Here is a 23,189-nt window from a genome sequence, read left to right on the forward strand (position 1 = left end):
CGGGGTTCCCGGTTGCGCGGGCGGGGCCGCTTGCGCACGATCCCGGCCATGATTCGGGAAAAGTCCGCCAGGAAGCAGGCCAAAGGCGCGCCAAAAGGGGATGCTGCGAAGCAGGCAGCGCCTGCCGGGGCGGCCAAGCTTGCCGAGGTCAAGGTTCCGGCCGGCAAGAAAGGCGTTATCGCGATTGCGCCGCCGAGCTTCCGCCGCGAGCGCGCGCTGATCAAGCGCGGCGTCTGGCCGATTGCGGGCTGCGACGAGGCCGGCCGTGGCCCGCTGGCCGGCCCGGTGGTGGCGGCCGCCGTGATTCTCGACCCCGGCCGCATTCCGCGCGGCATCGATGATTCCAAGCGGCTGACCGCCGAGGAGCGCGAAAGACTGTTCGACAAGATCTGCGCCACGGCGCAGGTCTCGGTGGTGGTCGCCTCACGCGCCCGGATCGACCGGGACAACATCCTGCGCGCCTCGCTGTGGGCGCTGAAGCGTGCCGTGGCGGCGCTGCCCCAGGCACCCAAGCATGTCTTCGTCGACGGCCGCGACCGGCTCGACACGCCCTGCGAATGCGAGGCCGTGATCGGCGGCGACGGCATCGTGCTGTCGATCGCGGCAGCCTCGATCGTCGCCAAGGTCACACGCGACCGGCTGATGTGCGCGCTGGCGCAGGACTGCCCGGGCTATGGTTTCGAGCAGCACAAGGGCTACGCCGTCCCGGAGCATCTCGATGCGCTGGACCGCCTCGGCCCCACCGCCCATCACCGCAGCTTCTTCGCCCCCGTCGCCGCTGCCCGCGCCAAGCACATGCCCTGGACCATCGAGCCGGTGCAGGACCTGTTCTCGGTCTCCGAGGTGGAGGTACAGGTGGAAGCGGGCGACGAAATCAGCGCTCGAGCGGGCCTCTAGCGTAGAGGGTCGTTGCCACGACGCGCGACGCCCATTATCAAAACGAATGCGAGCGAATAGGGCCGGCTGGACGGGTTGGCTGCATCTTTCGGACGTTGCATGCGGTTTACCTCCCTGGTCATTGAGCTCATTCGCGCCCGGCCGCGGCTGATCGTGTGGATCGCCGTGCTGCTGCAGGCTTTGATGTGGCTTTTCGTGGCGCTTGTGTTCTACCGCAGCCCGCCCGGCTCGCTGGCGACCTTGCTGGCGTTCGGCAGGGAATATCAGGTCGGGACCGATCTCGGGCCGCCCCTGCCGGTCTGGCTCGCTGACATCGCCTATCGCCTCGCCGGCGGCCACATGTTCGGCGTCTATGTGCTCGCCCAGCTCTGCGAGATCGCGACTTTCATCGCGCTCTATCATCTCGCCCGCGCCGTGGTCGGCTCGCAGCAGGCGGTGCTCGCCGTGCTCCTGACCATGACGGTGCTGGCCTTCTCCTCGTCCGCGCTCGACTTCGGCCCGCTGGTGCTGGCGCGGCCGCTCTGGGCGCTTCTCCTCTTGCACTCCTGGCAGATCATCGGCCAGCGCCGCGGCAATGCCTGGTTCGCCTGGTCGATCGAGGCGGGCCTGCTGCTGCTCACCACGCCCGCGGCGGTCTTTCTTCTCGCACTGCTCGTCATCTTTGCGTTCGCAACCAGCGGCGGCCGCCGGACGCTGCGCGCGCTCGATCCGCTGTTCGCCCTGATCGTCGTCGGCGTGCTGGCGCTGCCCTATGCCGTCTGGCTGATGCGGGCCGAGACGCTGGTGCTGCCGGCCCTGCCGCAGGTGGCCGAGTTGAGCACCCGTGCGATCCACGCAGCCTGGCTGCTCGGCGGGCTCGTGCTCGGGGCTGCCGCGATCCCGGCGCTGACCTTTCTCAACACCCATCTGTTCGTCGCCCAGGGCGAGGAGGCACCGATCATTTACCGACCGCCGGTCGAGCCGCTCGCCCGCAACTTCGTCTATTTCTTCGCGCTGGCGCCGGCGCTCGGCGCGGTGCTGATCTCGGCCGTGCTCGGCCTCGACTTCGTCGTCGGCGGCGCCGGTGTCGTGCTGGTCATGTCCGGGCTTGCCGTGATCGTCGCGGCCGGCGACCTCATCGCGATGCGCCGTGTGCGGATGCTGCGCATGGTCTGGGCTGCCGCCGTCGTCGCGCCCGCCGCCGGCGTGGTGCTCGCGGTGCTGTTCCTGCCCTGGACCGGCGCCAATGAGATTGCGACCTCCATGCCGGCACGCGCGATCTCGGATTTCTTCGACGAGAGCTTTGCCCGCCGCACCAACCATCGCCTGCGCGCCGTTGCCGGCGAGACCCAGCTCGCCAGTCTGATCACGCTGCATTCCGGCCGGCCGCATCTCTTCATCGATGCCGACCCGGCGCGGACGCCGTGGATGAATCAGGCCAAATTCGCCGAGACCGGCGGCGTCGTGGTCTGGCGCGCCTCCGACACGGCGGGCACGCCGCCGCCCGAGATTCTCAAGCGCTTCCCCGGCATCGTGCCGGAAGTGCCGCGCGCCTTCGAATGGCTGGTGACCGGCCGCCAGCAGCTGCTGCGCATCGGCTGGGCCATCGTGCGGCCGAAGGGGACGTGACGCGCTCTCTCCACCGTCATTGCGAGGAGGCCTCGCGACGACGCAATCCGGAGTCTTCCCCGGAAAGATTTTGGATTGCTTCGCTGCGCAATGACGGGGAGAGAGCATTCTGCCCTTCACTACCCCGCCAGCACCTTCGCGATCGCCCGCAGATCCTGCCAAGCCAGCCGCTTGTACGCCGGCGAGCGCAGCAGGTAGGCGGGGTGGAACGTCGGAAGCGCGCGGATCGTGCGCTGGCCGGTGTCGTAGTCGAACCAGCGCCCGCGTGTGCGCATGATGCCTTCGCGGGTCGACAGCAGCGTCTGCGTCGAGGGATTGCCGAGCGTCACCAGCACATCCGGGTTCACCAGCTCGATCTGGCGCTGGATGAAGGGCAGGCACACTTGCGTCTCCTGCGGCGTCGGCGTGCGGTTGCCGGGCGGCCGCCAGGGAATGACGTTGGCGATGTAGGCGGTGGTGCGGTTGAGCCCGATCGCCCCGATCATGAGATCGAGCAGCTTGCCGCTGCGCCCGACGAAGGGCAGCCCCTCGATGTCCTCGTCCCGGCCCGGCGCCTCGCCGACGAACATGATGCGCGCCTGCGGGTTGCCGTCGGCAAACACCAGCCGCGTCGCGGTGTGCTTGAGCGCGCAGCCCTCGAAATTCTGCATCAGCTCGCGCAGGGCCTCCAGGGTCGGCGCGGTGCGCGCAGCCTCGCGCGCCGAAGCGATGGCGACGTCGGGTGCAGGGGCGGCCTCGCCGCGCATCACCGCGGGCGCGGCGACCGGACGGGGCGCCTCTACCGGCGCCGCGCGCGAGCTGGGTGGCGGCGCATCGATTTCCGCCAGGCGGTCTATCGGTTCCTCCGCCAGCGCGCAGTCGACTCCGGCCTCCAGATAGAAGGCGAGCAGCTCTCGGACAGTGGGCGCGGGTTCGGGGATCATGGGAAAGTCTGACTTTTATAGCATAGCGTTTTCAAGCGAAGTGGACACCGGTTCGCGTGAAGAAAACGCGTCAAAAAAGATCGGGACCTCCCCGGTTCTGGCGTACCAGAACCAGGCTGGACCCGTTTGGGCGGCCTTGCATCTGGCGGAACGTAATTCCGAGGTTGTCCTACCCGGAAAAATCGGAAACAAGAGGGCGCAAACGACCAAGGACCGTCTCAAGGGCTGAGATCAGATGAGCACCGAAGAACTTCCCCCGCGCGAATCCATGGAATTTGACGTCGTCATCGTCGGCGCCGGCCCCTCGGGCCTGTCGGCCGCGATCCGGCTCAAGCAGCTCAACGCCGATCTCAACGTCGTCGTGGTGGAGAAGGGCTCCGAGGTCGGTGCGCATATTCTCTCAGGCGCGGTGATCGACCCGGCCGGGCTCGACAAGCTTATCCCGGACTGGCGTGAGGATGCGGACTGCCCGCTGAAGACCCAGGTGAAGGATGATCGCTTCTACTGGATGACGGGCGGCGGTGCGATCAAGCTGCCGAACTTCATGATGCCGCCGCTAATGGACAACCATCACTGTTATATCGGCTCGCTCGGCAATGTCTGCCGCTGGCTGGCGCGCAAGGCGGAAGCGCTGGGTGTCGAGATCTATCCCGGCTTTGCCGCGGCCGAGGTGCTCTATGACGAGGAGGGCAAGGTCAAGGGCATCGCCACCGGCGACATGGGCATCGGCCGCGACGGCAAGCCGAAGGACTCCTTCACCCGCGGCATGGAATTGCTCGGCAAGTACACGCTGTTCGCCGAAGGCGCCCGCGGCAGCCTGACCAAGCAGCTCATCAACAAGTTCGCGCTCGATGCCAAGAGCGAGCCGCCGAAGTTCGGCATCGGGCTCAAGGAAGTCTGGCAGATCGATCCCGCAAAACACCAGAAGGGCCTGATCCAGCATTCGTTCGGCTGGCCGCTTGACCTCAAGACCGGCGGCGGCTCGTTCCTCTATCATTACGACGACAACCTCGTCGCCGTCGGCTTCGTCGTGCATCTCAACTACGACGATCCGTATCTGTCGCCGTTCGACGAATTCCAGCGCTTCAAGACCCATCCCTCGATCCGCGGCATCTTCGAAGGCGCCAAGCGGCTCGCTTACGGGGCGCGCGCCATCACCGAGGGCGGCTACCAGTCGGTGCCGAAGCTCAGCTTCCCCGGCGGCGCGCTGATCGGCTGCGCCGCGGGCTTCGTCAACGTGCCGCGCATCAAGGGCGTGCACAATGCGATGGGCACGGGCATGCTGGCGGCCGAACACGTCGCAGCTGCGCTCGCGGCCGATCGCGCCAATGACGAGCTCGTCGAATACGAGAATGCCTGGCGCTCCTCGTCGGTCGGCAAGGATCTGTTCCTGGTCCGCAACGTCAAGCCGTTGTGGTCGAAGTTCGGCACCGTGCTCGGCGTCGCGCTCGGCGGCTTCGACATGTGGTGCAACACGCTGTTCGGCGGCTCGCTGTTCGGCACCCAGGCGCACGGCAAGCCCGACCGCGCCACGCTCGATCCGGCGAAGAGCCACGCGCCGAGGAACTACCCGAAGCCGGACGGCAAGATTTCCTTCGACAAGCTGTCCTCGGTGTTCCTGTCCAACACCAATCATGAAGAGGACCAGCCGGTCCATCTCAAGGTTGCGGACATGAACCTCCAGAAGACGTCCGAGCATGACGTGTTCGCCGGTCCCTCGAATCGCTATTGCCCGGCCGGCGTCTACGAGTGGATCGAGGAGGGTTCCGGCCCGCGCTTCCAGATCAACGCCCAGAACTGCGTCCACTGCAAAACCTGCGACGTGAAGGACCCGAACGGCAACATCACCTGGGTTCCGCCGGAGGGTGGCGGTGGCCCGAACTACGAGGCGATGTAAAACGCGCCCAGCCAGAGCGGCCGAGGTCACAAAGGGTGATCCGGCGCGCGTTCGCGTGAGAACCCGGCCGCGGCTACCCGTTGCGGCCACGATAAGGCCATAGTACCGGCGTCTTGGGGCGGTCTTGATCCGCCAGCTGGCCGATTTGGGGCGTGCGGAGGGGATCGCCCGGTCCGAATCCTTGCGGTGAACCGCCAAAAGCGGCATTGTCGGCCCGACGGTTCCGGGTCCATGCCATCGGCCGCGTTCGCATGCGAGACGGCCTTCTGCTGCAAACCCAGGCACTACCAACTCAAGGCGAGCCCTGATGTTCTCAAATCGTTTCAACCGCTGGACTGTTGCCGCCATCGCCCTCTTGGGCACAGCGATCGCAACGGTCCCAGGCGCGGTCCTGGCGCAGACGCCGGATCATCCGGCCGATACGGCGGCGCAGTTTCCGACCCGAAACGATCTGAAGTCGCTCACTGGTGCCGGCAGCTATCTTGCCGCCCGCCATGCCAGCGTCGAGCGCGATGCGGCTTCGGCGGCCGCCTTCTACCGCTCGGCGCTTCGCACCGATCCCAAGAACAACGAGCTGCTCGACCGCGCCTTCATCTCCTCCGTCGCCGACGGCGACATCGATGAGGCGGTCAAGCTCGCCGAGCGCATCCTCACCATCGACAAGACCAACCGCGTTGCGCGTCTCGTCGTCGGCGTGCATGATCTGAAGCTGAAGAAATACGCGACCGCGCAGAGCAACATCAATCAGTCGATCCGCGGTCCGATCACCGATCTCGTCGCCACGCTGCTGTCGGGCTGGGCTGCCTACGGCGCCGGCGATGCCAAGGGCGGCGTTGCCACCATTGACAAGCTCGCAGGCCCCGAGTGGTATCCGCTGTTCAAGGATCTGCACGCCGGCATGATCCTCGAACTCTCGGGCAAGGAGAAGGACGCCGGCACCCGCTTCGAGCGCGCCTACAAGCTCGACGATTCCATGCTGCGCGTCACCGAAGCCTATGCGCGCTGGCTGTCGCGCAACAAGGATTCGGCCGCGGCGACCAATGTCTACCAGGCCTTCGACAAGAAGCTCGCCCGCCATCCGCTGATCGTGGAAGGTCTGCGCGACACCAAGGCCGGCAAGAAGCTGCCGCCGCTGGTCGATTCCGCGCAGGCGGGCGCGGCGGAAGCCCTCTACGGCATCGGCGCCACGCTGACCCGCCGCGGCGGGGAGGATCTGGCGCTGGTCTACCTCCAGCTCTCGCTCTACCTGCAGCCCAGCCATCCGCTGGCGCTGCTTTCGCTCGCCGATCTCTATGAATCGGTGAAGCGGCCGCAGATGGCGATCAAGGTTTATGAGCGCGTGCCGTCGAGCTCGCCGCTGAAGCGCAACGCGCAGATCCAGCTCGCCATCGACCTCGATTCGGCCGACCGCACCGACGAGGCGATCAAGATCCTCAAGAGCGTCACGACCGAGGATGCCAAGGATCTCGAAGCCATCATGGCGCTCGGCAATATCGAGCGCGGCCGCAAGCGGTTCGGCGACTGCGGCGCAACCTATTCGCAGGGCATCGATGTGCTGACGCCCGGCAACGACAAGGCCAACAGCGTCTGGTACTATTATCGCGGCATCTGCGAGGAGCGCTCCAAGCAGTGGGCCAAGGCCGAAGCCGACATGAAGAAGGCGCTCGAGCTGCAGCCCGACCAGCCGCATGTGCTCAACTATCTCGGTTATTCCTGGATCGACCAGGGCGTGAACCTCGACGAGGGCATGAAGATGATCAAGCGCGCCGTCGAGCAGCGCCCCGACGATGGCTACATCGTCGATTCCCTCGGCTGGGCCTATTACCGCATCGGCAATTACGAAGAGGCGGTGAAGAACCTCGAGCGAGCGATCGACCTCAAGCCGGAAGATCCCACCATCAACGATCACCTCGGCGATGCCTATTGGCGCGTCGGCCGCACGCTGGAAGCCAAATTCCAGTGGTCGCATGCGCGCGATCTCAAGCCCGAGCCGGACGACCTTCCGAAGATCGAGGCCAAGATCGCCAACGGCTTGACCGACGACAATTCCAACTCTTCCGCGGCGCAGGCCGAGAAGAGGAAGGACGACGGCAAGGGCGGCTGAGCTACGCGCATGATCCGGAAAAGTGTGTAGCGGCTTTCCGATCGGACGATGCGCAAACAAGTGAGTCTTTGGGGGCTGATCGCCAATGTCGGCGTTGATTGAAGAAGGGCGGGCGAAGGTCAATTTGAGCCTTCGCGTCGTCGGCCGTCGTGCGGACGGCTATCATGATCTCGAAAGCGTGGTTGCGTTCGCCGATTGTGCCGACCGGCTCACGCTGGAGCCGGGCGGTGAGCTGAAACTCACGACCACCGGGCCGCTGGCCGCGGCCTGCGGCGAGACCTCCGATAATCTCGTGATCAAGGCGGCCAAGCTTCTGGCCGAGGCCGTGCCGGGCCTGAAGCTCGGCGCCTTCGCGCTCGACAAGGTGCTTCCGGTGGCCGCCGGCATCGGCGGCGGCTCGGCCGATGCCGCGGCGGCGCTGCGTCTCCTGGCACGCCTCAACAATCTTTCGCTCGACGATCCCCGTTTGCAGAAGGTTGCGCTCGCGACCGGCGCCGACGTGCCGGTGTGCCTGCTCTCGCGCGCCTGCGACATGACCGGCGTCGGCGAGCAGCTGCTGCCGCTCGCCTTGCCGAGCATGCCCTGCGTGATGGTCAATCCGCGCGTGCCCGTTGCGACCAAGGACGTGTTCCAGGCGCTGGGCCTGCGCAATGGCGAGCTCCTGGTCGGTGCCACCTCGGTCCTCCAAGCCCCGGCCTGGCCGGAGGAGGGCGGGTCAAGCGCCGATTGGGTCGAGGTTCTCGAAACCGTCGCCAACGATCTCGAGGCGCCCGCTCTCAGGATCGAGCCCGTGATCGGCGAGGTGCTGGAAGCCTTGCGCGATTCCGCCGGCGTCAAGCTCGCCCGTATGTCGGGCTCGGGTGCGACGTGCTTTGCGATCTATGGCGCCGCGAACGATGCGCATGCCGCCGCCGAGAAGATCCGGCGCGATCACCCCGGCTGGTGGGTGCATGCGGGGACGTTGAGCTAGGTCTGTCCGTCATTGCGAGCGCAGCGAAGCAAATCCAGAATCTCTCAGCGGTGACAGTCTGGATTGCTTCGCTGCGCTCGCAATGACGTGGTATGTAGTTGAGCTAACCCGCGCCGTCCTCCGCCAATCCCAGAAACCGTCGGATCGCACCCAACACCTCGTGCGGCTTGTCGTGCTGCAGCCAATGCCCCGCGCCGGCGATGGTCTCGACACGCGCCTGCGGGAAGTAGCGCTGCAGGCCTTCGGCCCTGGCGCCGGCCAGAAAGCTTTCCCCTGCATTGAGCAGCAGGGTCGGGCAGGCGATGCGCGACCACAATGCGACGTGATCGTCCGGCCACAGCCGGTGCGGCGCAGAGGCGCGCTGATAGGGATCGAATTTCCAGCTGTAGGTGCCGTCCTCGTTCTGCCGTGCGCCATGGGTGGCAAGATGCAGCGCAAGCTCGCGGGACAGCCGCTTGTTATGCAGCACCATCTGTGCTGCGGCGTCGGCGAGGGTTGCGTAGCGGCGCGGCGTCCGGTCGTGCAGTCTGTCGAGCTGGCCGACCCATTTGCCGATGCGCTCGTGCACGGGCGGCTTCGGCGCATCCGGCAGCATGGTCACGCCATCGAGCACGACCAGCTTGGTGACGAGCTCGGGGAATGACCCTGAGAAGATCAAGCTCACCATGCCGCCCATGGAATGGCCGACGAGAGTTATCTGAGGCGCGGCGATGTTGCGGACCAGCTGCACGAGATCGTAGACATACTCCGTCAGCGCGTAGCTGCCGCCTTTGGTCCAGTCGGAATCGCCATGACCGCGCAGGTCGGGCGCGATCACGTGATAGTGTGGTTGCAGCGAGCGCGCGATGATATCCCAACTGCGGCAGTGATCGCGGCCGCCATGCACCAGGATGAGGGGCGGCGCGCGCTCGTTGCCCCAGTCGGCGTAATGCAGCCGCAGGCCTTGCGATTCGTAAGTGCGGTCTCGCGGGACGCTAGCCATTGGCCGGCCGCCGCGCCAGCGCGAGCGAGAGGCCGAGGCCGGCGATGAACACGCCGGAGCCCTGCGTGAGGCGCCGCATCAGAAGCGGTCGTCCGATCAGCTGCGTGCGCGTCGCGGAGGCCATCAGCACCACCACGGCATCGGCCAGCGTGTTCAGCGTCACCGAGATCGCGCCCAGCATGATGAATTGCAGCGTCGGGTTCGATCCCGCCGGATCGAGGAATTGCGGAATGAAGGCGAGGAAGAACGCCGCGGTCTTTGGGTTCAGCGCCTCGACCAGCACGCCGTCGCGAAATGCGCGCTTGTCGCCGACGGCTTCGCTCTCGAGCGACAGCGTCCGGCCGGCGCTGCGAAACGTCTTGATGCCGAGCCAGACCAGATAGAGCGCGCCGACGAACTTCACGGCAGTGAACAGTTCCGCGCTGGCGAGGATGATCGCGGAGATGCCGACACTGCCGGCCACGACATGGACCATCCCGCCCAGCGCCGTGCCCGCGGTCGAGGCAAAGCCGCTGGCGCGTCCATCCGACAAGGTTCGTGCCGCGACGTAGAAAATGCCCGGGCCGGGAACGGCGGCGATGAGAAAGGCTGCGGCCAGGAACAGCCAGAAATTCGTTTCAACCATCCCGTTTTCGTAGCGCAGCGCGCCGCGATTGCAAGTTCTTCCGCTCAGCCCATGCGGCGAATGATCACGCTGGCATTCACCCCGCCAAACCCGAAACCGTTCGAGATGGCGTGTCGCATCGGCATCGGCCGCGCGTGGCCTGAGACGATGTCGATGCCCTCGGCGCTCGCGTCGGGATTTTCGAGATTGAGTGTCGGCGGCGCGACCTGGTCGCGCAAGGCGAGCACGGTGAAGATTGCTTCCAGGCCGCCGGCGGCGCCGAGCAAATGGCCGGTCGCCGATTTGGTCGCGCTCACCGCAATGCCGCGGTTGCGGCCGAACAGCGCAGCGATCGCGCCAAGCTCGCTCTCGTCGCCAGCCGGCGTCGACGTTGCATGCGCGTTCAGGTGTTGCAGATCTGCGGGCACGAGGTTCGCCTGCCGCAGCGCGATCTCCATGGCGCGTCGGGCGCCCTCGCCATCGGGCGGACCCGACGTCATGTGGTAGGCGTCCGCCGTCGTGCCGTAGCCGACGATCTCCGCGATCGGCGTCGCGCCGCGCGCAAGCGCATGTTCGAGGTCCTCGATCACCAGGATGCCGGCGCCTTCGCCCATGACAAAGCCGTCGCGGTCGCGATCGAACGGACGCGAGGCGCGTGCGGGCTCGTCGTCGAAACCGCTCGACAGCGCGCGTGCCGCGGCAAAGCCGCCGAGGCTGACGATGTCGATGCAGGCCTCCGCGCCGCCGCAGATCGCGACGTCGGCTTCGCCCGCGCGGATCATGCGTGCGGCATCGCCGATCGCCTGCACGCCGGCCGCGCACGCGGTGACAGGCGTGCCCAACGCGCCCTTATAGCCGTATTTGATCGAGACGTGGCCGGCGGCGAGATTGGCGAGGAAGGAGGGGATCGTGAAAGGCGATAGCCTGCGCGCGCCACGCTGCTCGGTGATGCGCACCGCTTCCGCCATTGCCGGGAAGCCGCCGACGCCGGAGGCGATGATCGTCGCCGTGCGTTCCAGCGCGCCTGCATCTTGCGGCGTCCACTTGGCCTGCGCGACCGCTTCCGCCGTGGCGAGCAGGGCGAGCAGGATGAAGCGGTCCATCTTGCGCTGGTCTCTTGGCGCGGCAGCCTGCGCCGGGTCGAAGCCGCCTTCGGCATCATGGGACCTGTCAGGCACGGGCCCGGCAATGCGCACGGGTAACGCCTGCGCCCATTCAGGCAGAGGTCGTAGCCCACTTTGGCCGGCGAGCAGCCGCTGCCAGGACAGTTCAACACCGCAGCCGAGCGGGGACACCGCGCCCATTCCCGTTACGACGATACGACGCATGTCAGTCTCCCGTCGGCGCAACGGCCGGGTTCATGGCCTTGAGTGAGGCAAGCCGCTTGCGCATCAAGCGGCTGGCGCCCGGGCCTGCGATGACCACTGCATTGGCGAGCGTGATCGGCTGCATGCTGGCGGCGTCGACCACCACGGGATCGAGCGGGCGGACATCGCTTCGGTTCGCCAGCAGGATGGCTTCACCTTTAGGGGCGAGATGCTTGTTACCCCAGGCGAGCAGCGCCGCGACCACCGGGAAGAAATCCCGCGCCTTGTCCGTCAGCACATATTCGTAGCGCGGCGGACGCTCCTGATAGCGGCGGCGGACGAACATGCCGCTGTGGGTGAGGTGGGCAAGCCGCCGCGACAGGATGTTCGGCGCAATCCCGAGGCTTTTCGAAAACTCGTCGAACCTCGTCGCGCCCTGGAACGCATCGCGCAGGATCAGGATGCTCCACCACTCCCCGACGGTTTCCACGGCGCGGCCGACCGGGCACTCCAGGATCGAGGGGGATTTCGGCTGCATGGCGGGAAGGTAGGGCAGTGACTTGCAAAATGCAAGTCACCGGGGTGGAGGGCGGGCTGCTACACTGCGTAGCCGGCGCGATTTGAAAATGCGAGTTGGCGCACGATGGCCTCGCGCCATGCTGCGTCATCGCGGGCGCAGCGAAGCAATCCCGACTGCTTCCCCGGAAGGATTCTGGTGCTTCGCTGCGCTCGCAATGACGGTGTGGAGGTGGTAGCGACGCTATCTCAACGACGTCGTGGTAAGCAGTGCCGAAGCGCCGCCCTAATGCGACCGCGCCAGGCAGAACGCCACCACCTGCTCCAGCGCGCTCTTCATCGGCGAGGGCGGGAACAGGGCCAGCGCGTCGACCGCCATGGCGCCGTAGTGCTGGGCGCGGCTCAGCGTGTCCTCGAGCGCGCGGTGCTTGTTCATCAGACCGATGGCGTGATCGAGATCGCTGTCGCCGATCTCGCCGCGTTCCAGTGCCCGGACCCAGAAGGCGCGCTCGGTGTCGTTGCCGCGGCGGAAGGCGAGCACGACGGGCAGCGTGATCTTGCCCTCGCGGAAATCGTCGCCGGTATTCTTGCCGAGCTTGGCGCTCTTGCCGCCATAGTCCAGCACGTCGTCGACGAGCTGGAAGGCGATGCCGAGATTCATGCCGACCGAGCGGCAGGCGGTCTGCTCGGCCTTGGGACGGTTGGCGATGACGGGTCCGACCTCGCAGGCGGCGGCGAACAGCTCGGCGGTCTTGCCGCGGATCACGGCGAGGTATTCGTCCTCGGTGGTCGCGGTGTTCTTGGCGGCGGCAAGCTGCATCACCTCGCCCTCTGCGATGGTGGCGGCGGCCGCGGAGAGGATGTCGAGCGCGCGCAGCGAGCCGACCTCGACCATCATGCGGAAGGCTTGTCCCAGCAGGAAGTCGCCGACCAGCACGCTCGCCTCGTTGCCCCAGAGCATGCGTGCCGAGAGCTTGCCGCGGCGCATCTCGCTCTCGTCGACGACGTCGTCGTGGAGCAGGGTCGCGGTGTGCATGAACTCGACCGACGCGGCGAGCTTGATGTGGCCGTCGCCGGTGTAGCCGGCGAGGTTGGCCATGGCGAGCGTCAGCATAGGGCGCAGGCGCTTGCCGCCGGAGGAGATCAGATGGTTAGCCACCTCCGGGATCATGGTCACGTCCGAGCCGGTTCGCGACAGGATGGTGGCGTTGACGCGCTCCATGTCAGGGGCGACAAGGGCAACCAGCTCTTCGATCGACGCGCCGGGAGTTTCGAAAGGTACGATGACGGCCACGCCGGTCTCCAATATTTGCCCCGGAGGGGCTATTCTGATGGAAATACAATAGAAACTGGCGGCGAATGCGGCAAGGCCTGCGGAACCATTGACATTTGCCGCTTTTCACCCCCTTCAGGCAGAGGAGACCTCAGTTTTGCGTGAACTGGTTCGAACCAACGATATGGTGCTGGTGTCGGCGATCGGCGCGCTGCTCGATGGCGCCAACATCCACCATCTGGTGCTGGACCAGAACATGAGCATCATCGAGGGCTCGCTCGGCATTTTGCCGCGGCGGATCCTGGTCCACGAGGACGACGCCGCCGAGGCCAGGGCGCTCCTGACCGAAGCCGGCCTCAGCCACGAACTGCGCGGCGATGATTGAGGCCGCAGCAGATATCACCGAGGACGCCTTTCTCGGTGGGCAGTTGCTCCTGAAGCAGAAGCGGTCCGGCCATCGCGCCGGACACGACGCGATCCTGCTGGCGGCGGCGACGCAGGCCCGGGCCGGTGACCGCGTGGTCGATCTTGGCGCCGGCATCGGCACGGCGGGGCTGGCGCTGGCGCGGCGGGTGACGGGGATCAGGCTCAGCCTGGTCGAGATCGATCCGGAACTGGCGGAGCTCGCGCGCGTCAATGCGGCGGCGAATGCGATCGCCGCCGAGGCGATCGTGCTGGACGTCACCGCCGACGCGCAGGCGTTCGCGGCGCATGGGCTTGGGCCCGACAGCGTCGACATGGTGCTGATGAATCCGCCCTTCAACGATCCGGCGCGGCATCGTGGCTCGCCGGATCCGTCCCGCCATACCGCGCATGTCGCGACGGAGGAGACGCTGCATGCGTGGGTGCATGCAGCGCGGCGGATCCTTCGATCGAACGGCGTGCTGACCCTGATCTGGCGCGCAGACGGCCTAGCCGACGTCATGGCAGCGCTGTCACGCGGCTTCGGCAGCCTTGTGGTCCTGCCGGTTCATGGCGAAGCGGGACGACCTGCGATCCGCGTGCTGGTGCGCGCGGTCAAAGGCGGCAGGGCGCCGACACGATTGTTGCCGGGCCTCGTGCTTAACGAAGAGTCAATCGTGCCTAAAAAAGAGGTGAGGGATATTCTGGAGGGGAGGGCTGTATTGCCGCTGGCGGAGCCGTGAGGCCTTACTGCGGAAGCGATTCCGTCTGCTGTTCTTGCGGGGACGTAACGCGAATCGCCGTGAAAAGCGCACCGACCAGCAGCATCAGCAGATAGATCTTCATGGTGTTTCCTCCGCTGCCTATTGCAGCTTCCCAACCGGGATTCTGCAAAACACGTTCCAAGCACCTTCAATGACACTCGCGTGATAAGAAATGGTAAATCAGAGGTAAGGGCATGGCCGAACAATTGAACGATCGTGAGAGTTCCGGCCTGGCCGACAAGCTCATGCAATATCTGCCGGCGCGCTTCCGTCCCGGCGCGGCGGTCGTGCCGGTGGTGCGGCTGTCGGGCGTGATCGGCGCGGTAACGCCGCTACGTCCCGGCATGACGCTCGCGGGCGTCGCGCGGATACTCGAGCGGGCATTTTCGTATCGGAATGCCAAGGCGGTGGCGCTGGTGATCAACTCGCCCGGCGGCTCGCCGGTGCAATCGCGCCAGATCTACCTGCGCATCAAGCAGCTCGCGGCGGAGAAGAAGCTGCCGGTGCTCGTCTTCGTCGAGGACGTCGCGGCGTCGGGCGGCTACATGATCGCCTGCGCCGGTGACGAGATCTTCTGCGATCCGTCCTCGATCCTGGGCTCGATCGGCGTGGTCGGCGGCAGCTTCGGCTTCCAGGACGCGATCAAGCGGCTCGGCATCGAGCGGCGCCTCTACACCGCTGGCGCACACAAGGCGATGCTCGATCCCTTCCTCCCGGAAAACCCGGATGACGTGTCGAAGCTCAAGGCGATCCAGCGCGAAATCCACCAGATCTTCATCTCGCTCGTGAAGGAGAGCCGCGGGGCGCGCCTGAAGGGCTCGGACGACACCCTGTTCACGGGCGAATACTGGGCCGGCGACAGCTCGATCGCGCTCGGGCTTGCCGACGGCATCGGCGATCTCCGCTCAACTCTTCGTGGCCGCTATGGCGAGAAGGTTCTCACCCCCGTGATTGCGCAGCCGACCGGCCTGCTGTCCGGTCTTCTCGGGCGGAAATCGCCCGGCGCGGGACAGCTCTCGGCGCTGGAATCAATCGCCGGGCTGCCGGATGAGCTGATCTCCGCGGTCGAGACGCGGGCGATTTGGGCGAAATTCGGGTTCTAGGCGGCGCCCTCCCGCGCCATTTGGTCCGGCGCGAGCCAATTGCGGCGCAGCCCCGACTGCGCGACAATGCCGGTTGGGGGCTGAGCACTAGACAAGGATCGACCGATGCCGCCGTTCGTCGCTTTCGCGGGCGTCCTGGGTGGGCTTGCCGTGGTCCGCTGGGCCTACAAGACCGCTGTCCGGATCAACCAGGAGCTGGAGGAGATGCGCCTGTCGCGCGTCACTGAGGCCGGCCCTATGGGAGAGATCCGGACGTTGAAGCGTGACCCCGTGACCGGAGCTTACCGGCCGGGCTAGTTCTCGCCGCACGCTCGGCTCCCTCTCCCGCTTGCGGGGGAGGGTTGGGGAGGGGCTCTCTTCTTACTGCCCAAGAGGATAAAGCCCTCACCCGCGCCTTCGGCGCGACCTCTCCCGCAAGTCGGGAGGGGTAAGAAGCAGCCCCCTTTGCCTTGATTCCCATCCCCGCCGTCGATACGGTCCCGCGCGATTCAAAACCCCCCGCGAGAGCCTGATCTGACGATGGACGCCTCATTGCCCGCCCATATGCGCCCGGAACGCTCGTTCCAGGGCTTCATCCTCGCGCTCCAGCGGTTCTGGGCCGAGCAGGGCTGTGTGATCCTGCAGCCCTACGACATGGCGATGGGCGCGGGCACCTTCCATCCGGCGACCACGCTGCGCGCGCTCGGGCCAAAACCCTGGAACGCGGCCTATGTGCAGCCCTCGCGCCGGCCCAAGGACGGCCGCTATGGCGAGAATCCGAACCGGATGCAGCACTACTACCAGTTCCAGGTGATCATGAAGCCGTCGCCGCCGAACCTTCAGGAGCTGTACCTGAAGTCGCTCGCCGCGATCGGCATCGATTCCGCCGTGCACGACATCCGCTTCGTCGAGGATGATTGGGAGAGCCCGACGCTCGGCGCCTGGGGCCTCGGCTGGGAGTGCTGGTGCGACGGGATGGAGGTCAGCCAGTTCACCTATTTCCAGCAGGTCGCCGGCTTCGAATGCGCGCCGGTCGCGGGCGAGCTCACCTATGGGCTCGAGCGCCTCGCGATGTATGTGCAGGGCGTCGACCGCGTCTACGACCTCAACTTCAACGGCCGCGAGGGCGATGCCAAGGTCACCTATGGCGACGTCTTCCTGCAAGCCGAGCGCGAATATTCCAAACACAACTTCGAAGTCGCCGACACCGCGATGCTGTTCGAGCAGTTCAAGATGGCGGAAGCGGCGTGCAGAAAGTACCTCGATGCCGGCTGGAAGGACGACAGGCGCGAGGCGCACCTGATGGCGCTGCCGGCCTATGACCAGTGCATCAAGGCAAGCCACGTCTTCAACCTGCTCGACGCCCGCGGGGTGATCTCCGTGACCGAGCGGCAGAGCTACATTCTCCGCGTGCGCGAGCTGGCCAAGGCTTGCGGCGAGGCCTGGATCCATACTGAAGCGGGCGGAGCGGCCTGATGCCCGATCTTTTGCTTGAACTGTTCTCGGAAGAGATCCCCGCGCGCATGCAGGCCAAGGCGGCCGACGATTTGCGCCGCATTGTCACCGACAAGCTGGTTGCCGAAGGCCTCGTCTATGAAGGCGCGAAGGCGTTCGCGACGCCGCGCCGCCTTGCGCTGACCGTGCACGGCATTCCTGCGCGCCAGCCTGACCTGAAGACCGAACGCCGCGGCCCGAAGGTCGGCGCGCCGGATGCGGCTGTGCAGGGCTTTCTGAAAGCGACGGGATTGAAGTCGCTGGACGAGGCCAAGATCCAGCGCGACCCCAAGGGTGACTTCTACATCGGATTGATCGAGAAGCCCGGCCGCGATGCGATCGACGTGCTCGCGGAGATCCTCCCCGTCATCATCCGCACCTTTCCATGGCCGAAATCGATGCGCTGGGGTGCGCGTTCCGGAAAGCCCGGCTCGCTGAGCTGGGTGCGTCCGCTGCATGCGATCACCGCGACCTTCGGGCTCGAGACCGAAGAGCCCGATCTCGTGAAGTTCGAGGTCGACGGCATCGAGACCGGCCAGACCACTTACGGCCATCGCTTCATGGCGCCGGAAGCTATCTCCGTGCGCCGCTTCGAGGACTACGAGGCGAAGCTGAAGGCTGCAAAAGTCGTGCTCGATCCGGAACGACGCAAGAATACGATCCTGGCCGACGCCAAGGAGCTTGCATTTGCGCAAGGCTTCGAACTCGTCGAGGACCAGAACCTGCTCGACGAGGTCGCCGGTCTCGTGGAATGGCCGGTCGTTCTGATGGGCTCGTTCGAGCCGGAATTCCTGACGACGCCGGCGGAAGTCATCCGGGCCACCATCCGCAACAACCAGAAGTGCTTTGTCGTCAGCGACCCGAAGTCGGCCAAGCTCGCCAACAAGTTCATCCTGGTCGCCAATATCGAGGCGACCGACGGCGGCAAGACCATCATCGCCGGCAACGAGCGCGTCATCCGCGCGCGGCTGAGCGATGCGAAGTTCTTCTACGAGACGGACCTCAAGACCAAGCTCGAGGACCGGCTGCCGAAGTTCGAGGAGATCGTGTTCCACGAGAAGCTCGGCACCCAAGCTGCGCGCATCAAGCGCATTGAACGCTTAGCTGCCGAAATCGCGCCGCTGCTCGGCGCGGATGTGGCGAAGGCCTCGCGGGCCGCGCATCTGGCGAAGGCGGATTTGCTGACCGAAGTCGTCGGCGAATTCCCCGAAGTGCAGGGCCTGATGGGCAGGTACTATGCGCTCGCGCAGGGCGAGGACGCATCCGTGGCGGCCGCGTGCGAGGAGCACTACAAGCCGCAAGGGCCGGCTGATCGCGTGCCGACCGATGCGGTGAGTGTCGCAGTCGCACTTGCTGACAAGATCGATACGCTCGTCGGCTTCTGGGCGATCGACGAGAAGCCGACGGGAAGCAAGGATCCATACGCGCTGCGCCGCGCGGCATTGGGTGTGATTAGGCTGCTCATTGAGAACGGTATCCGACTCAATCTCGCCAAGCTTTTTGAGCGTCATTACGATACGGTCCTCGAGTCCATCGCGCAGCGTTTGCGCAGTGCTGGGGAGACGTTTGGCATAGGAAAGGGATCTCTTGATCTGCTTCCTTTCTTCGCTGACCGCCTCAAAGTGCAGCTCCGCGAGCAGGGCGCGCGGCACGATCTCGTCGACGCCGTGTTCGCGCTCGGCGGCCAGGACGACCTGCTGATGATCGTCCGCCGCGTCGAGGCGCTCGGAAAATTCCTCGACAGCGATGACGGCAAGAACCTGCTCGCCGGCACCAAGCGCGCCAGCAACATTCTCTCGATCGAGGAAAGGAAGGACAAGCGCACGTTCGACGGCCCGCCCGATGCTGCGCTCTACAGCCTCGCCGAGGAGAAGGCGCTCGCCAAGGCGATCGACGAGGTCAAGGCGGAAGCCAGCGCAGCAGTCGCCAAGGAGGACTTTGCCGCCGCGATGCGTGCGATGGCAAAGCTGCGTTCCCCGGTCGATGCGTTCTTCGACAAGGTTCGCGTCAACGACGACGATCCGAAGGTGCGCGAGAATCGCCTGAAGCTGCTGAATGAGATCCGCAGCGCCACGCGTGCGGTGGCGGACTTCTCGAAGATCCAGGATTGAGGCGCGCTCGCGCGGGAAGCACGCCGTCATCCCCGGCTCGCGCCAAGTGGCGCGCCGCGGAATGGCGAATATAAAAAGCCCCGCCCGGCGGGGGGAGACCGGGCAGGGCCTGATGTCCGATTTAACACTGCTCGCGCCAGCCTGATTGAAGTGACGCGCCGGACATCTGGTGGAACGGAAGCGTTTTCAAGCGAAGCGGTGTCGGCTCGCGTGACGAAAACGCGTCCAGGCAAGTGTCTAGTCCAGCACCTCGACGATGCGGCGCGAGCGCGGCTCGACCAGCACGGTCTCGCCGTTCACGACGGTGTAGCGATAGGTAGTGGGGCCGAAACGCTGCGGCACGTCATAATAGGTGACGCCGCTTTCGGGTAAGGTGGCGCCGACCACCACGTGATCCGGAATGCGAAAGGCCGGCACACGTTGTTCGACGACATACTCGCGGAAGGCCGGCCGCTGTTCGACCGCGATGGTCGGGCCGCTCTCGACCACGACGGGCGCGCGTCCAATCGTGACGCTGCTTTGCGCCTGCGCCGCCAGGGGCGAGCCGATCGCGGCCGCGAGCGCTGCAAGGGCAAGAATCCTGTTCCGCATGGGCAACTCCTTCGACGTGATTTTCGGGAAGCGCCAGTGGCGCGACTCGTTGCCAATGCATCCGTCTGGGCAATGTTCCGCGAAAACGCCCGCCGCATTCGCGGCAATTTCGGGCGGTTTTCGCGAAAGAGGGAACCCGCTCGCGCCTTTCCGCGTCTCTACTCGCGGAACCGGGATCGCTATGATCGCCGCCGATTCGCTCCACCTCCACAGAAAGATAGTTCATGCACATCACCGTCGCCCACATTTCGCCGATCCTGTCGTTGATTGCGGGCGTGCTCATCCTGATCATGCCGCGGCTGCTCAACCTGATCGTCGCGATCTTCCTCATCATCAACGGTGCGATCGGGCTCGGGCTCCTGAAGTGGCTCCATCTCTAGGGGTTCATTTTCCGGAACTGTTCGACTTGCGCGGGCCCGTCCAAAGTGGTGTAAGGCCCGCGATTTCCTTTTCCTCTCGCAGGTTGTGTGCAAGCTATGGCCAAAGCCGCCTCGAAGCCTAAGAAAATACCAGCGAAATCAAAGTCCTCCGCCAAGGCGAAAGCCGCGCCGGCGGCCCGCAAGACGCTCGCCAAGAGCGCGCCGAAGGGTGCCCCCAAGGTCGCATCGAAGAAGGCCGCACCCGCCAAGGCACCAGCCGCGGCCAAGGCCGGCAAATGGGTTTACACGTTCGGTGACGGCAAGGCCGAGGGCCGGACTGAGATGCGCGACCTGCTCGGCGGCAAGGGCGCCAACCTCGCCGAGATGGCCAATCTGGGCCTGCCGGTGCCTCCCGGCTTCACCATTCCGACCTCGGTCTGCACCTATTTTTACGAGCACGGCAAAACCTACCCCAAGGAGCTGAAGCCGCAGGTTGAGAAGGCGCTGGACTATGTCGGCAAGTTGACCGGCAAGGTGTTCGGCGACACCAAGAACCCGCTGCTCGTCTCGGTGCGCTCCGGTGCGCGTGCCTCGATGCCGGGCATGATGGACACGGTGCTCAATCTCGGCCTCAACGACCAGACCGTGGAAGCGCTGTCGGAGCTGTCGGGCGACCGCCGCTTCGCCTATGACAGCTATCGCCGCTTCATCACCATGTATTCCGACGTGGTGCTCGGCTTCGAGCATCATCACTTCGAGGAAATCCTCGACACCTTCAAGGACAGCCAGGGCTACACGCTCGACACCGACCTCTCTGCCGACGACTGGGTCGAACTGGTCGGCAAGTACAAGGACGCGGTCGCGCGCGAGACCGGCAAGGACTTCCCGCAGGATCCGCACGACCAGCTCTGGGGCGCCGTCGGCGCGGTGTTCTCATCCTGGATGAACGCGCGCGCGGTGACCTATCGCAAGCTGCACGATATCCCTGAGTCGTGGGGCACCGCGGTCAACGTGCAGGCCATGGTGTTCGGCAACATGGGCGAAACCTCGGCGACCGGCGTTGCCTTCACCCGCAACCCCTCGACCGGCGAGAGCAAGCTCTACGGCGAATTCCTGATCAACGCGCAAGGCGAGGACGTGGTGGCGGGCATCCGCACGCCGCAGGACATTACCGAGGAAGCGCGCAAGGAGTCGGGCTCCGACAAGGCGTCGATGGAATCGGCAATGCCGGAGGCCTTCAAGGAGCTGACGCGGATCTACACGCTGCTGGAGAAGCACTACCGCGACATGCAGGACATGGAGTTCACGGTCGAGCAGGGCAAGCTCTGGATGCTCCAGACCCGCGGCGGCAAACGCACCGCGAAAGCGGCGCTGCGCATCGCGGTCGAACTCGCCAATGAAGGCCTGATCTCGAAGAAGGAAGCGGTAACGCGAATCGATCCGGCCTCGCTCGATCAGCTGCTGCATCCGACCATCGATCCCAACGCCAAGCGCGACGTGATCGCCACGGGCCTGCCGGCTTCGCCGGGCGCGGCCTCCGGCGAGATCGTGTTCTCCTCGGATGAAGCGGCCAAACTTCAGGCCGACGGACGCAAGGTCATTCTGGTCCGCATCGAGACCAGCCCGGAAGACATCCACGGCATGCATGCAGCCGAAGGCATTCTGACTACCCGCGGCGGCATGACCTCGCACGCGGCGGTCGTCGCGCGCGGCATGGGCAAGCCTTGCGTCTCCGGCTGCGGGACCATCCGCGTCGATTACGGCCGCGGCACCATGAGCATCGGTTCGCGCACCTTCAAGACCGGCGACGTCATCACCATCGACGGCTCGCTCGGCCAGGTGCTGGCCGGCCGCATGCCGATGATCGAGCCGGAGCTGTCCGGCGAGTTCGGCACGCTGATGAACTGGGCCGACCAGGTCCGCAAGATCGGTGTCCGCGTCAATGGCGACACGCCCGATGATGCGCGCACTGCGATCAAGTTCGGCGCCGAAGGCATCGGCCTCTGCCGCACCGAGCACATGTTCTTCGAAGAGACGCGCATTCGAACGGTGCGCGAGATGATCCTCTCCGAGGACGAGCAGTCGCGCCGCGCCGCGCTGGCAAAGCTGCTGCCGATGCAGCGCGCTGACTTCGTCGAGCTGTTCGAGATCATGAAGGGCCTGCCCGTCACGATCCGTCTGCTCGACCCGCCGCTGCACGAGTTCCTGCCGCACACCCATGCCGAGGTCGAGGAAGTGGCGCGTGCCATGAACACCGATCCGCGGCGCCTGGCCGACCGCGCTCGCGAGCTCTCGGAGTTCAATCCGATGCTCGGCTTCCGCGGCTGTCGCATCGCGATCGCCTATCCGGAGATCGCCGAGATGCAGGCACGCGCGATCTTCGAGGCGGCGGTCGAGGCCGAGAAACGCACTGGCAAGGCCGTCGGCCTCGAGGTGATGGTGCCGCTGATCGCGACCAAGGCCGAGCTCGACCTGGTCAAGGCGCGGATCGACGCCACCGCGAAGGCGGTGATGCGCGAGACCAACACCAAGATCGGCTACCAGGTCGGCACCATGATCGAGCTGCCGCGCGCCTGCCTGCTCGCGGCGGAGATCGCGCAGAGCGCCGAGTTCTTCTCGTTCGGCACCAACGACCTCACGCAGACGACCTACGGCATCAGCCGCGACGACGCGGCGAGCTTCCTCGGTCCCTACGTGGCGAAGGGCATCCTTTCGGTCGATCCCTTCATCGCGCTCGATCAGGAAGGTGTGGGCGAGCTGGTCAAGATCGGCGTCGCGCGCGGCCGCAAGACGCGTCCGCAGCTCAAGGTCGGCATCTGCGGCGAGCACGGCGGCGATCCCGCTTCCGTTGCCTTCTGCCACAATATCGGCCTCGACTACGTCTCCTGCTCGCCCTATCGCGTGCCGATCGCACGCCTTGCGGCAGCGCAAGCCGCGCTCGGCAAGGCGGTCGCGAGCCAGGCGTAAGGCGGCGCGCAGGATCGAATCGAGAGAGGCGGGGCTTTGGCTCCGCCTCTTTTCATTTGTGCGACGCTCTCTTCACGCCGTCATTGCGAGCGCGGCGAAGCAATCCAGACTATCTCCGCGGAGGGACTCTGGATTGCTTCGTCGCAATTGCTCCTGCGTGGATCGCTTTGCGAAAACATTAACAGCGGAACTCACCACGCGTCCCGTATTGAGACGCGTCGGCAAGAGTTCCTTCACCATTCGTGTTGACCCATTGTTTACCGCTTCACGTCAGCGGACATTTACCACGCTCGCAATCGCCCCGTGAAAACCCCTGCAATCGCTTGAGTGTGCCGCGT

20 protein-coding genes are annotated in these 23,189 nt (G+C 65.7%); 13 read left to right on the plus strand and 7 right to left on the minus strand.

Annotated features, from left to right (window positions below):
• Positions 1-48 precede the first annotated feature (48 nt).
• Together ACNJYB_RS09915 and ACNJYB_RS09920 are read left to right on the plus strand one after the other, a co-directional pair.
• Positions 49-897: a ribonuclease HII gene (locus ACNJYB_RS09915; protein ID WP_439373779.1), complete on the plus strand. Its 849-nt coding sequence runs from the start codon at positions 49-51 to the stop codon at positions 895-897.
• 99 nt (positions 898-996) lie between these two features.
• A complete protein-coding gene (locus ACNJYB_RS09920) occupies positions 997-2,505 on the plus strand; it encodes a glycosyltransferase family 39 protein (protein ID WP_439373780.1) in 1,509 nt (502 codons plus the stop codon).
• A gap of 119 nt (positions 2,506-2,624) precedes the next feature.
• Here the strand turns inward: ACNJYB_RS09920 and ACNJYB_RS09925 are convergent, their stop codons facing one another.
• Positions 2,625-3,428: a uracil-DNA glycosylase family protein gene (locus ACNJYB_RS09925; protein WP_439373781.1), complete on the minus strand. Its 804-nt coding sequence runs from the start codon at positions 3,426-3,428 to the stop codon at positions 2,625-2,627.
• 235 nt (positions 3,429-3,663) lie between these two features.
• On the opposite strand from ACNJYB_RS09925, the gene ACNJYB_RS09930 reads away from it, so the two are divergent.
• The 3 genes from ACNJYB_RS09930 to ACNJYB_RS09940 all read left to right on the plus strand — a co-directional run bounded on the left by ACNJYB_RS09930 (position 3,664) and on the right by ACNJYB_RS09940 (position 8,399).
• On the plus strand, positions 3,664-5,325 hold the full coding sequence (locus ACNJYB_RS09930) for an electron transfer flavoprotein-ubiquinone oxidoreductase (protein ID WP_439373782.1): 1,662 nt from the start codon (positions 3,664-3,666) through the stop codon (positions 5,323-5,325).
• A 307-nt stretch (positions 5,326-5,632) separates the two neighbouring features.
• The gene (locus tag ACNJYB_RS09935; RefSeq protein ID WP_439373783.1) at positions 5,633-7,429 is read left to right on the plus strand and encodes a tetratricopeptide repeat protein; all 1,797 of its coding nucleotides are present in this window, start codon (positions 5,633-5,635) and stop codon (positions 7,427-7,429) included.
• A gap of 85 nt (positions 7,430-7,514) precedes the next feature.
• Entirely contained in the window at positions 7,515-8,399 is an 885-nt protein-coding gene (locus ACNJYB_RS09940) for a 4-(cytidine 5'-diphospho)-2-C-methyl-D-erythritol kinase (protein ID WP_439373784.1), read from the plus strand.
• A gap of 103 nt (positions 8,400-8,502) precedes the next feature.
• Here the strand turns inward: ACNJYB_RS09940 and ACNJYB_RS09945 are convergent, their stop codons facing one another.
• The 5 genes from ACNJYB_RS09945 to ACNJYB_RS09965 form a co-directional block, all read right to left on the minus strand.
• On the minus strand, positions 8,503-9,381 hold the full coding sequence (locus ACNJYB_RS09945; protein WP_439373785.1) for an alpha/beta fold hydrolase: 879 nt from the start codon (positions 9,379-9,381) through the stop codon (positions 8,503-8,505).
• Positions 9,374-10,006: a LysE family translocator gene (locus ACNJYB_RS09950; protein ID WP_439373786.1), complete on the minus strand. Its 633-nt coding sequence runs from the start codon at positions 10,004-10,006 to the stop codon at positions 9,374-9,376. Before ACNJYB_RS09950 ends, ACNJYB_RS09945 begins: the two co-directional genes overlap by 8 nt.
• Before the next feature lie 44 nt (positions 10,007-10,050).
• Entirely contained in the window at positions 10,051-11,313 is a 1,263-nt protein-coding gene (gene fabF / locus ACNJYB_RS09955) for a beta-ketoacyl-ACP synthase II (RefSeq protein WP_439373787.1), read from the minus strand.
• Position 11,314: 1 nt separating this feature from the next.
• Entirely contained in the window at positions 11,315-11,830 is a 516-nt protein-coding gene (locus ACNJYB_RS09960; RefSeq protein WP_439373788.1) for a winged helix-turn-helix transcriptional regulator, read from the minus strand.
• Positions 11,831-12,094: 264 nt separating this feature from the next.
• A complete protein-coding gene (locus tag ACNJYB_RS09965; protein ID WP_439373789.1) occupies positions 12,095-13,102 on the minus strand; it encodes a polyprenyl synthetase family protein in 1,008 nt (335 codons plus the stop codon).
• 136 nt (positions 13,103-13,238) lie between these two features.
• On the opposite strand from ACNJYB_RS09965, the gene ACNJYB_RS09970 reads away from it, so the two are divergent.
• The 6 genes from ACNJYB_RS09970 to glyS all read left to right on the plus strand — a co-directional run bounded on the left by ACNJYB_RS09970 (position 13,239) and on the right by glyS (position 18,934).
• Positions 13,239-13,466, plus strand: coding sequence for a putative signal transducing protein (locus ACNJYB_RS09970; RefSeq protein WP_439373790.1), 228 nt, complete (start codon positions 13,239-13,241; stop codon positions 13,464-13,466).
• On the plus strand, positions 13,459-14,226 hold the full coding sequence (locus tag ACNJYB_RS09975) for a tRNA1(Val) (adenine(37)-N6)-methyltransferase (RefSeq protein WP_439373791.1): 768 nt from the start codon (positions 13,459-13,461) through the stop codon (positions 14,224-14,226). The genes ACNJYB_RS09970 and ACNJYB_RS09975 overlap by 8 nt, the downstream gene beginning before the upstream one ends.
• A 215-nt stretch (positions 14,227-14,441) precedes the next feature.
• Positions 14,442-15,350, plus strand: coding sequence for a S49 family peptidase (locus ACNJYB_RS09980; RefSeq protein WP_439373792.1), 909 nt, complete (start codon positions 14,442-14,444; stop codon positions 15,348-15,350).
• 105 nt (positions 15,351-15,455) lie between these two features.
• The gene (locus ACNJYB_RS09985; protein ID WP_439373793.1) at positions 15,456-15,647 is read left to right on the plus strand and encodes a hypothetical protein; all 192 of its coding nucleotides are present in this window, start codon (positions 15,456-15,458) and stop codon (positions 15,645-15,647) included.
• A gap of 222 nt (positions 15,648-15,869) precedes the next feature.
• Positions 15,870-16,805 (plus strand): glycine--tRNA ligase subunit alpha, encoded by a 936-nt coding sequence (locus ACNJYB_RS09990; protein ID WP_439373794.1) that lies wholly within the window; start codon positions 15,870-15,872, stop codon positions 16,803-16,805.
• Positions 16,805-18,934, plus strand: a complete 2,130-nt coding sequence (glyS, locus tag ACNJYB_RS09995) for a glycine--tRNA ligase subunit beta (protein ID WP_439373795.1) — start codon at positions 16,805-16,807, stop codon at positions 18,932-18,934. The genes ACNJYB_RS09990 and glyS overlap by 1 nt, the downstream gene beginning before the upstream one ends.
• Positions 18,935-19,171: 237 nt before the next feature.
• Here glyS and ACNJYB_RS10000 read toward each other — a convergent pair whose 3' ends face one another.
• On the minus strand, positions 19,172-19,525 hold the full coding sequence (locus ACNJYB_RS10000) for a DUF1236 domain-containing protein (protein ID WP_439373796.1): 354 nt from the start codon (positions 19,523-19,525) through the stop codon (positions 19,172-19,174).
• 224 nt (positions 19,526-19,749) lie between these two features.
• Here ACNJYB_RS10000 and ACNJYB_RS10005 point away from each other — a divergent pair, with 224 nt between their 5' ends.
• Both ACNJYB_RS10005 and ppdK read left to right on the plus strand, forming a co-directional pair.
• On the plus strand, positions 19,750-19,905 hold the full coding sequence (locus tag ACNJYB_RS10005) for a DUF3096 domain-containing protein (protein WP_074077234.1): 156 nt from the start codon (positions 19,750-19,752) through the stop codon (positions 19,903-19,905).
• Between the two features lie 96 nt (positions 19,906-20,001).
• Positions 20,002-22,851, plus strand: coding sequence for a pyruvate, phosphate dikinase (gene ppdK, locus ACNJYB_RS10010; protein ID WP_439373797.1), 2,850 nt, complete (start codon positions 20,002-20,004; stop codon positions 22,849-22,851).
• The last annotated feature ends 338 nt before the right edge of the window (positions 22,852-23,189 follow it).

Source organism: Bradyrhizobium sp. SMVTL-02 (genome assembly GCF_051853005.1).
Classification (GTDB): Bacteria; Pseudomonadota; Alphaproteobacteria; order Rhizobiales; family Xanthobacteraceae; genus Bradyrhizobium.

Bases quoted from the DNA above. Each gene is read 5' to 3' on its own strand.
- ACNJYB_RS09990 (WP_439373794.1), top strand. From the start codon at position 15,870: ATGGACGCCTCATTGCCCGCCCATATGCGCCCGGAACGCTCGTTCCAG.
- ACNJYB_RS09925 (WP_439373781.1), bottom strand. From the start codon at position 3,428: ATGATCCCCGAACCCGCGCCCACTGTCCGAGAGCTGCTCGCCTTCTAT.
- ACNJYB_RS09975 (WP_439373791.1), top strand. From the start codon at position 13,459: ATGATTGAGGCCGCAGCAGATATCACCGAGGACGCCTTTCTCGGTGGG.
- ACNJYB_RS09940 (WP_439373784.1), top strand. From the start codon at position 7,515: ATGTCGGCGTTGATTGAAGAAGGGCGGGCGAAGGTCAATTTGAGCCTT.
- ACNJYB_RS10000 (WP_439373796.1), bottom strand. From the start codon at position 19,525: ATGCGGAACAGGATTCTTGCCCTTGCAGCGCTCGCGGCCGCGATCGGC.
- ACNJYB_RS09950 (WP_439373786.1), bottom strand. From the start codon at position 10,006: ATGGTTGAAACGAATTTCTGGCTGTTCCTGGCCGCAGCCTTTCTCATC.
- ACNJYB_RS09960 (WP_439373788.1), bottom strand. From the start codon at position 11,830: ATGCAGCCGAAATCCCCCTCGATCCTGGAGTGCCCGGTCGGCCGCGCC.
- ACNJYB_RS09930 (WP_439373782.1), top strand. From the start codon at position 3,664: ATGAGCACCGAAGAACTTCCCCCGCGCGAATCCATGGAATTTGACGTC.
- fabF (WP_439373787.1), bottom strand. From the start codon at position 11,313: ATGCGTCGTATCGTCGTAACGGGAATGGGCGCGGTGTCCCCGCTCGGC.
- ACNJYB_RS09980 (WP_439373792.1), top strand. From the start codon at position 14,442: ATGGCCGAACAATTGAACGATCGTGAGAGTTCCGGCCTGGCCGACAAG.
- ACNJYB_RS09935 (WP_439373783.1), top strand. From the start codon at position 5,633: ATGTTCTCAAATCGTTTCAACCGCTGGACTGTTGCCGCCATCGCCCTC.
- ACNJYB_RS09945 (WP_439373785.1), bottom strand. From the start codon at position 9,381: ATGGCTAGCGTCCCGCGAGACCGCACTTACGAATCGCAAGGCCTGCGG.
- ppdK (WP_439373797.1), top strand. From the start codon at position 20,002: ATGGCCAAAGCCGCCTCGAAGCCTAAGAAAATACCAGCGAAATCAAAG.
- glyS (WP_439373795.1), top strand. From the start codon at position 16,805: ATGCCCGATCTTTTGCTTGAACTGTTCTCGGAAGAGATCCCCGCGCGC.
- ACNJYB_RS10005 (WP_074077234.1), top strand. From the start codon at position 19,750: ATGCACATCACCGTCGCCCACATTTCGCCGATCCTGTCGTTGATTGCG.
- ACNJYB_RS09920 (WP_439373780.1), top strand. From the start codon at position 997: ATGCGGTTTACCTCCCTGGTCATTGAGCTCATTCGCGCCCGGCCGCGG.
- ACNJYB_RS09985 (WP_439373793.1), top strand. From the start codon at position 15,456: ATGCCGCCGTTCGTCGCTTTCGCGGGCGTCCTGGGTGGGCTTGCCGTG.
- ACNJYB_RS09915 (WP_439373779.1), top strand. From the start codon at position 49: ATGATTCGGGAAAAGTCCGCCAGGAAGCAGGCCAAAGGCGCGCCAAAA.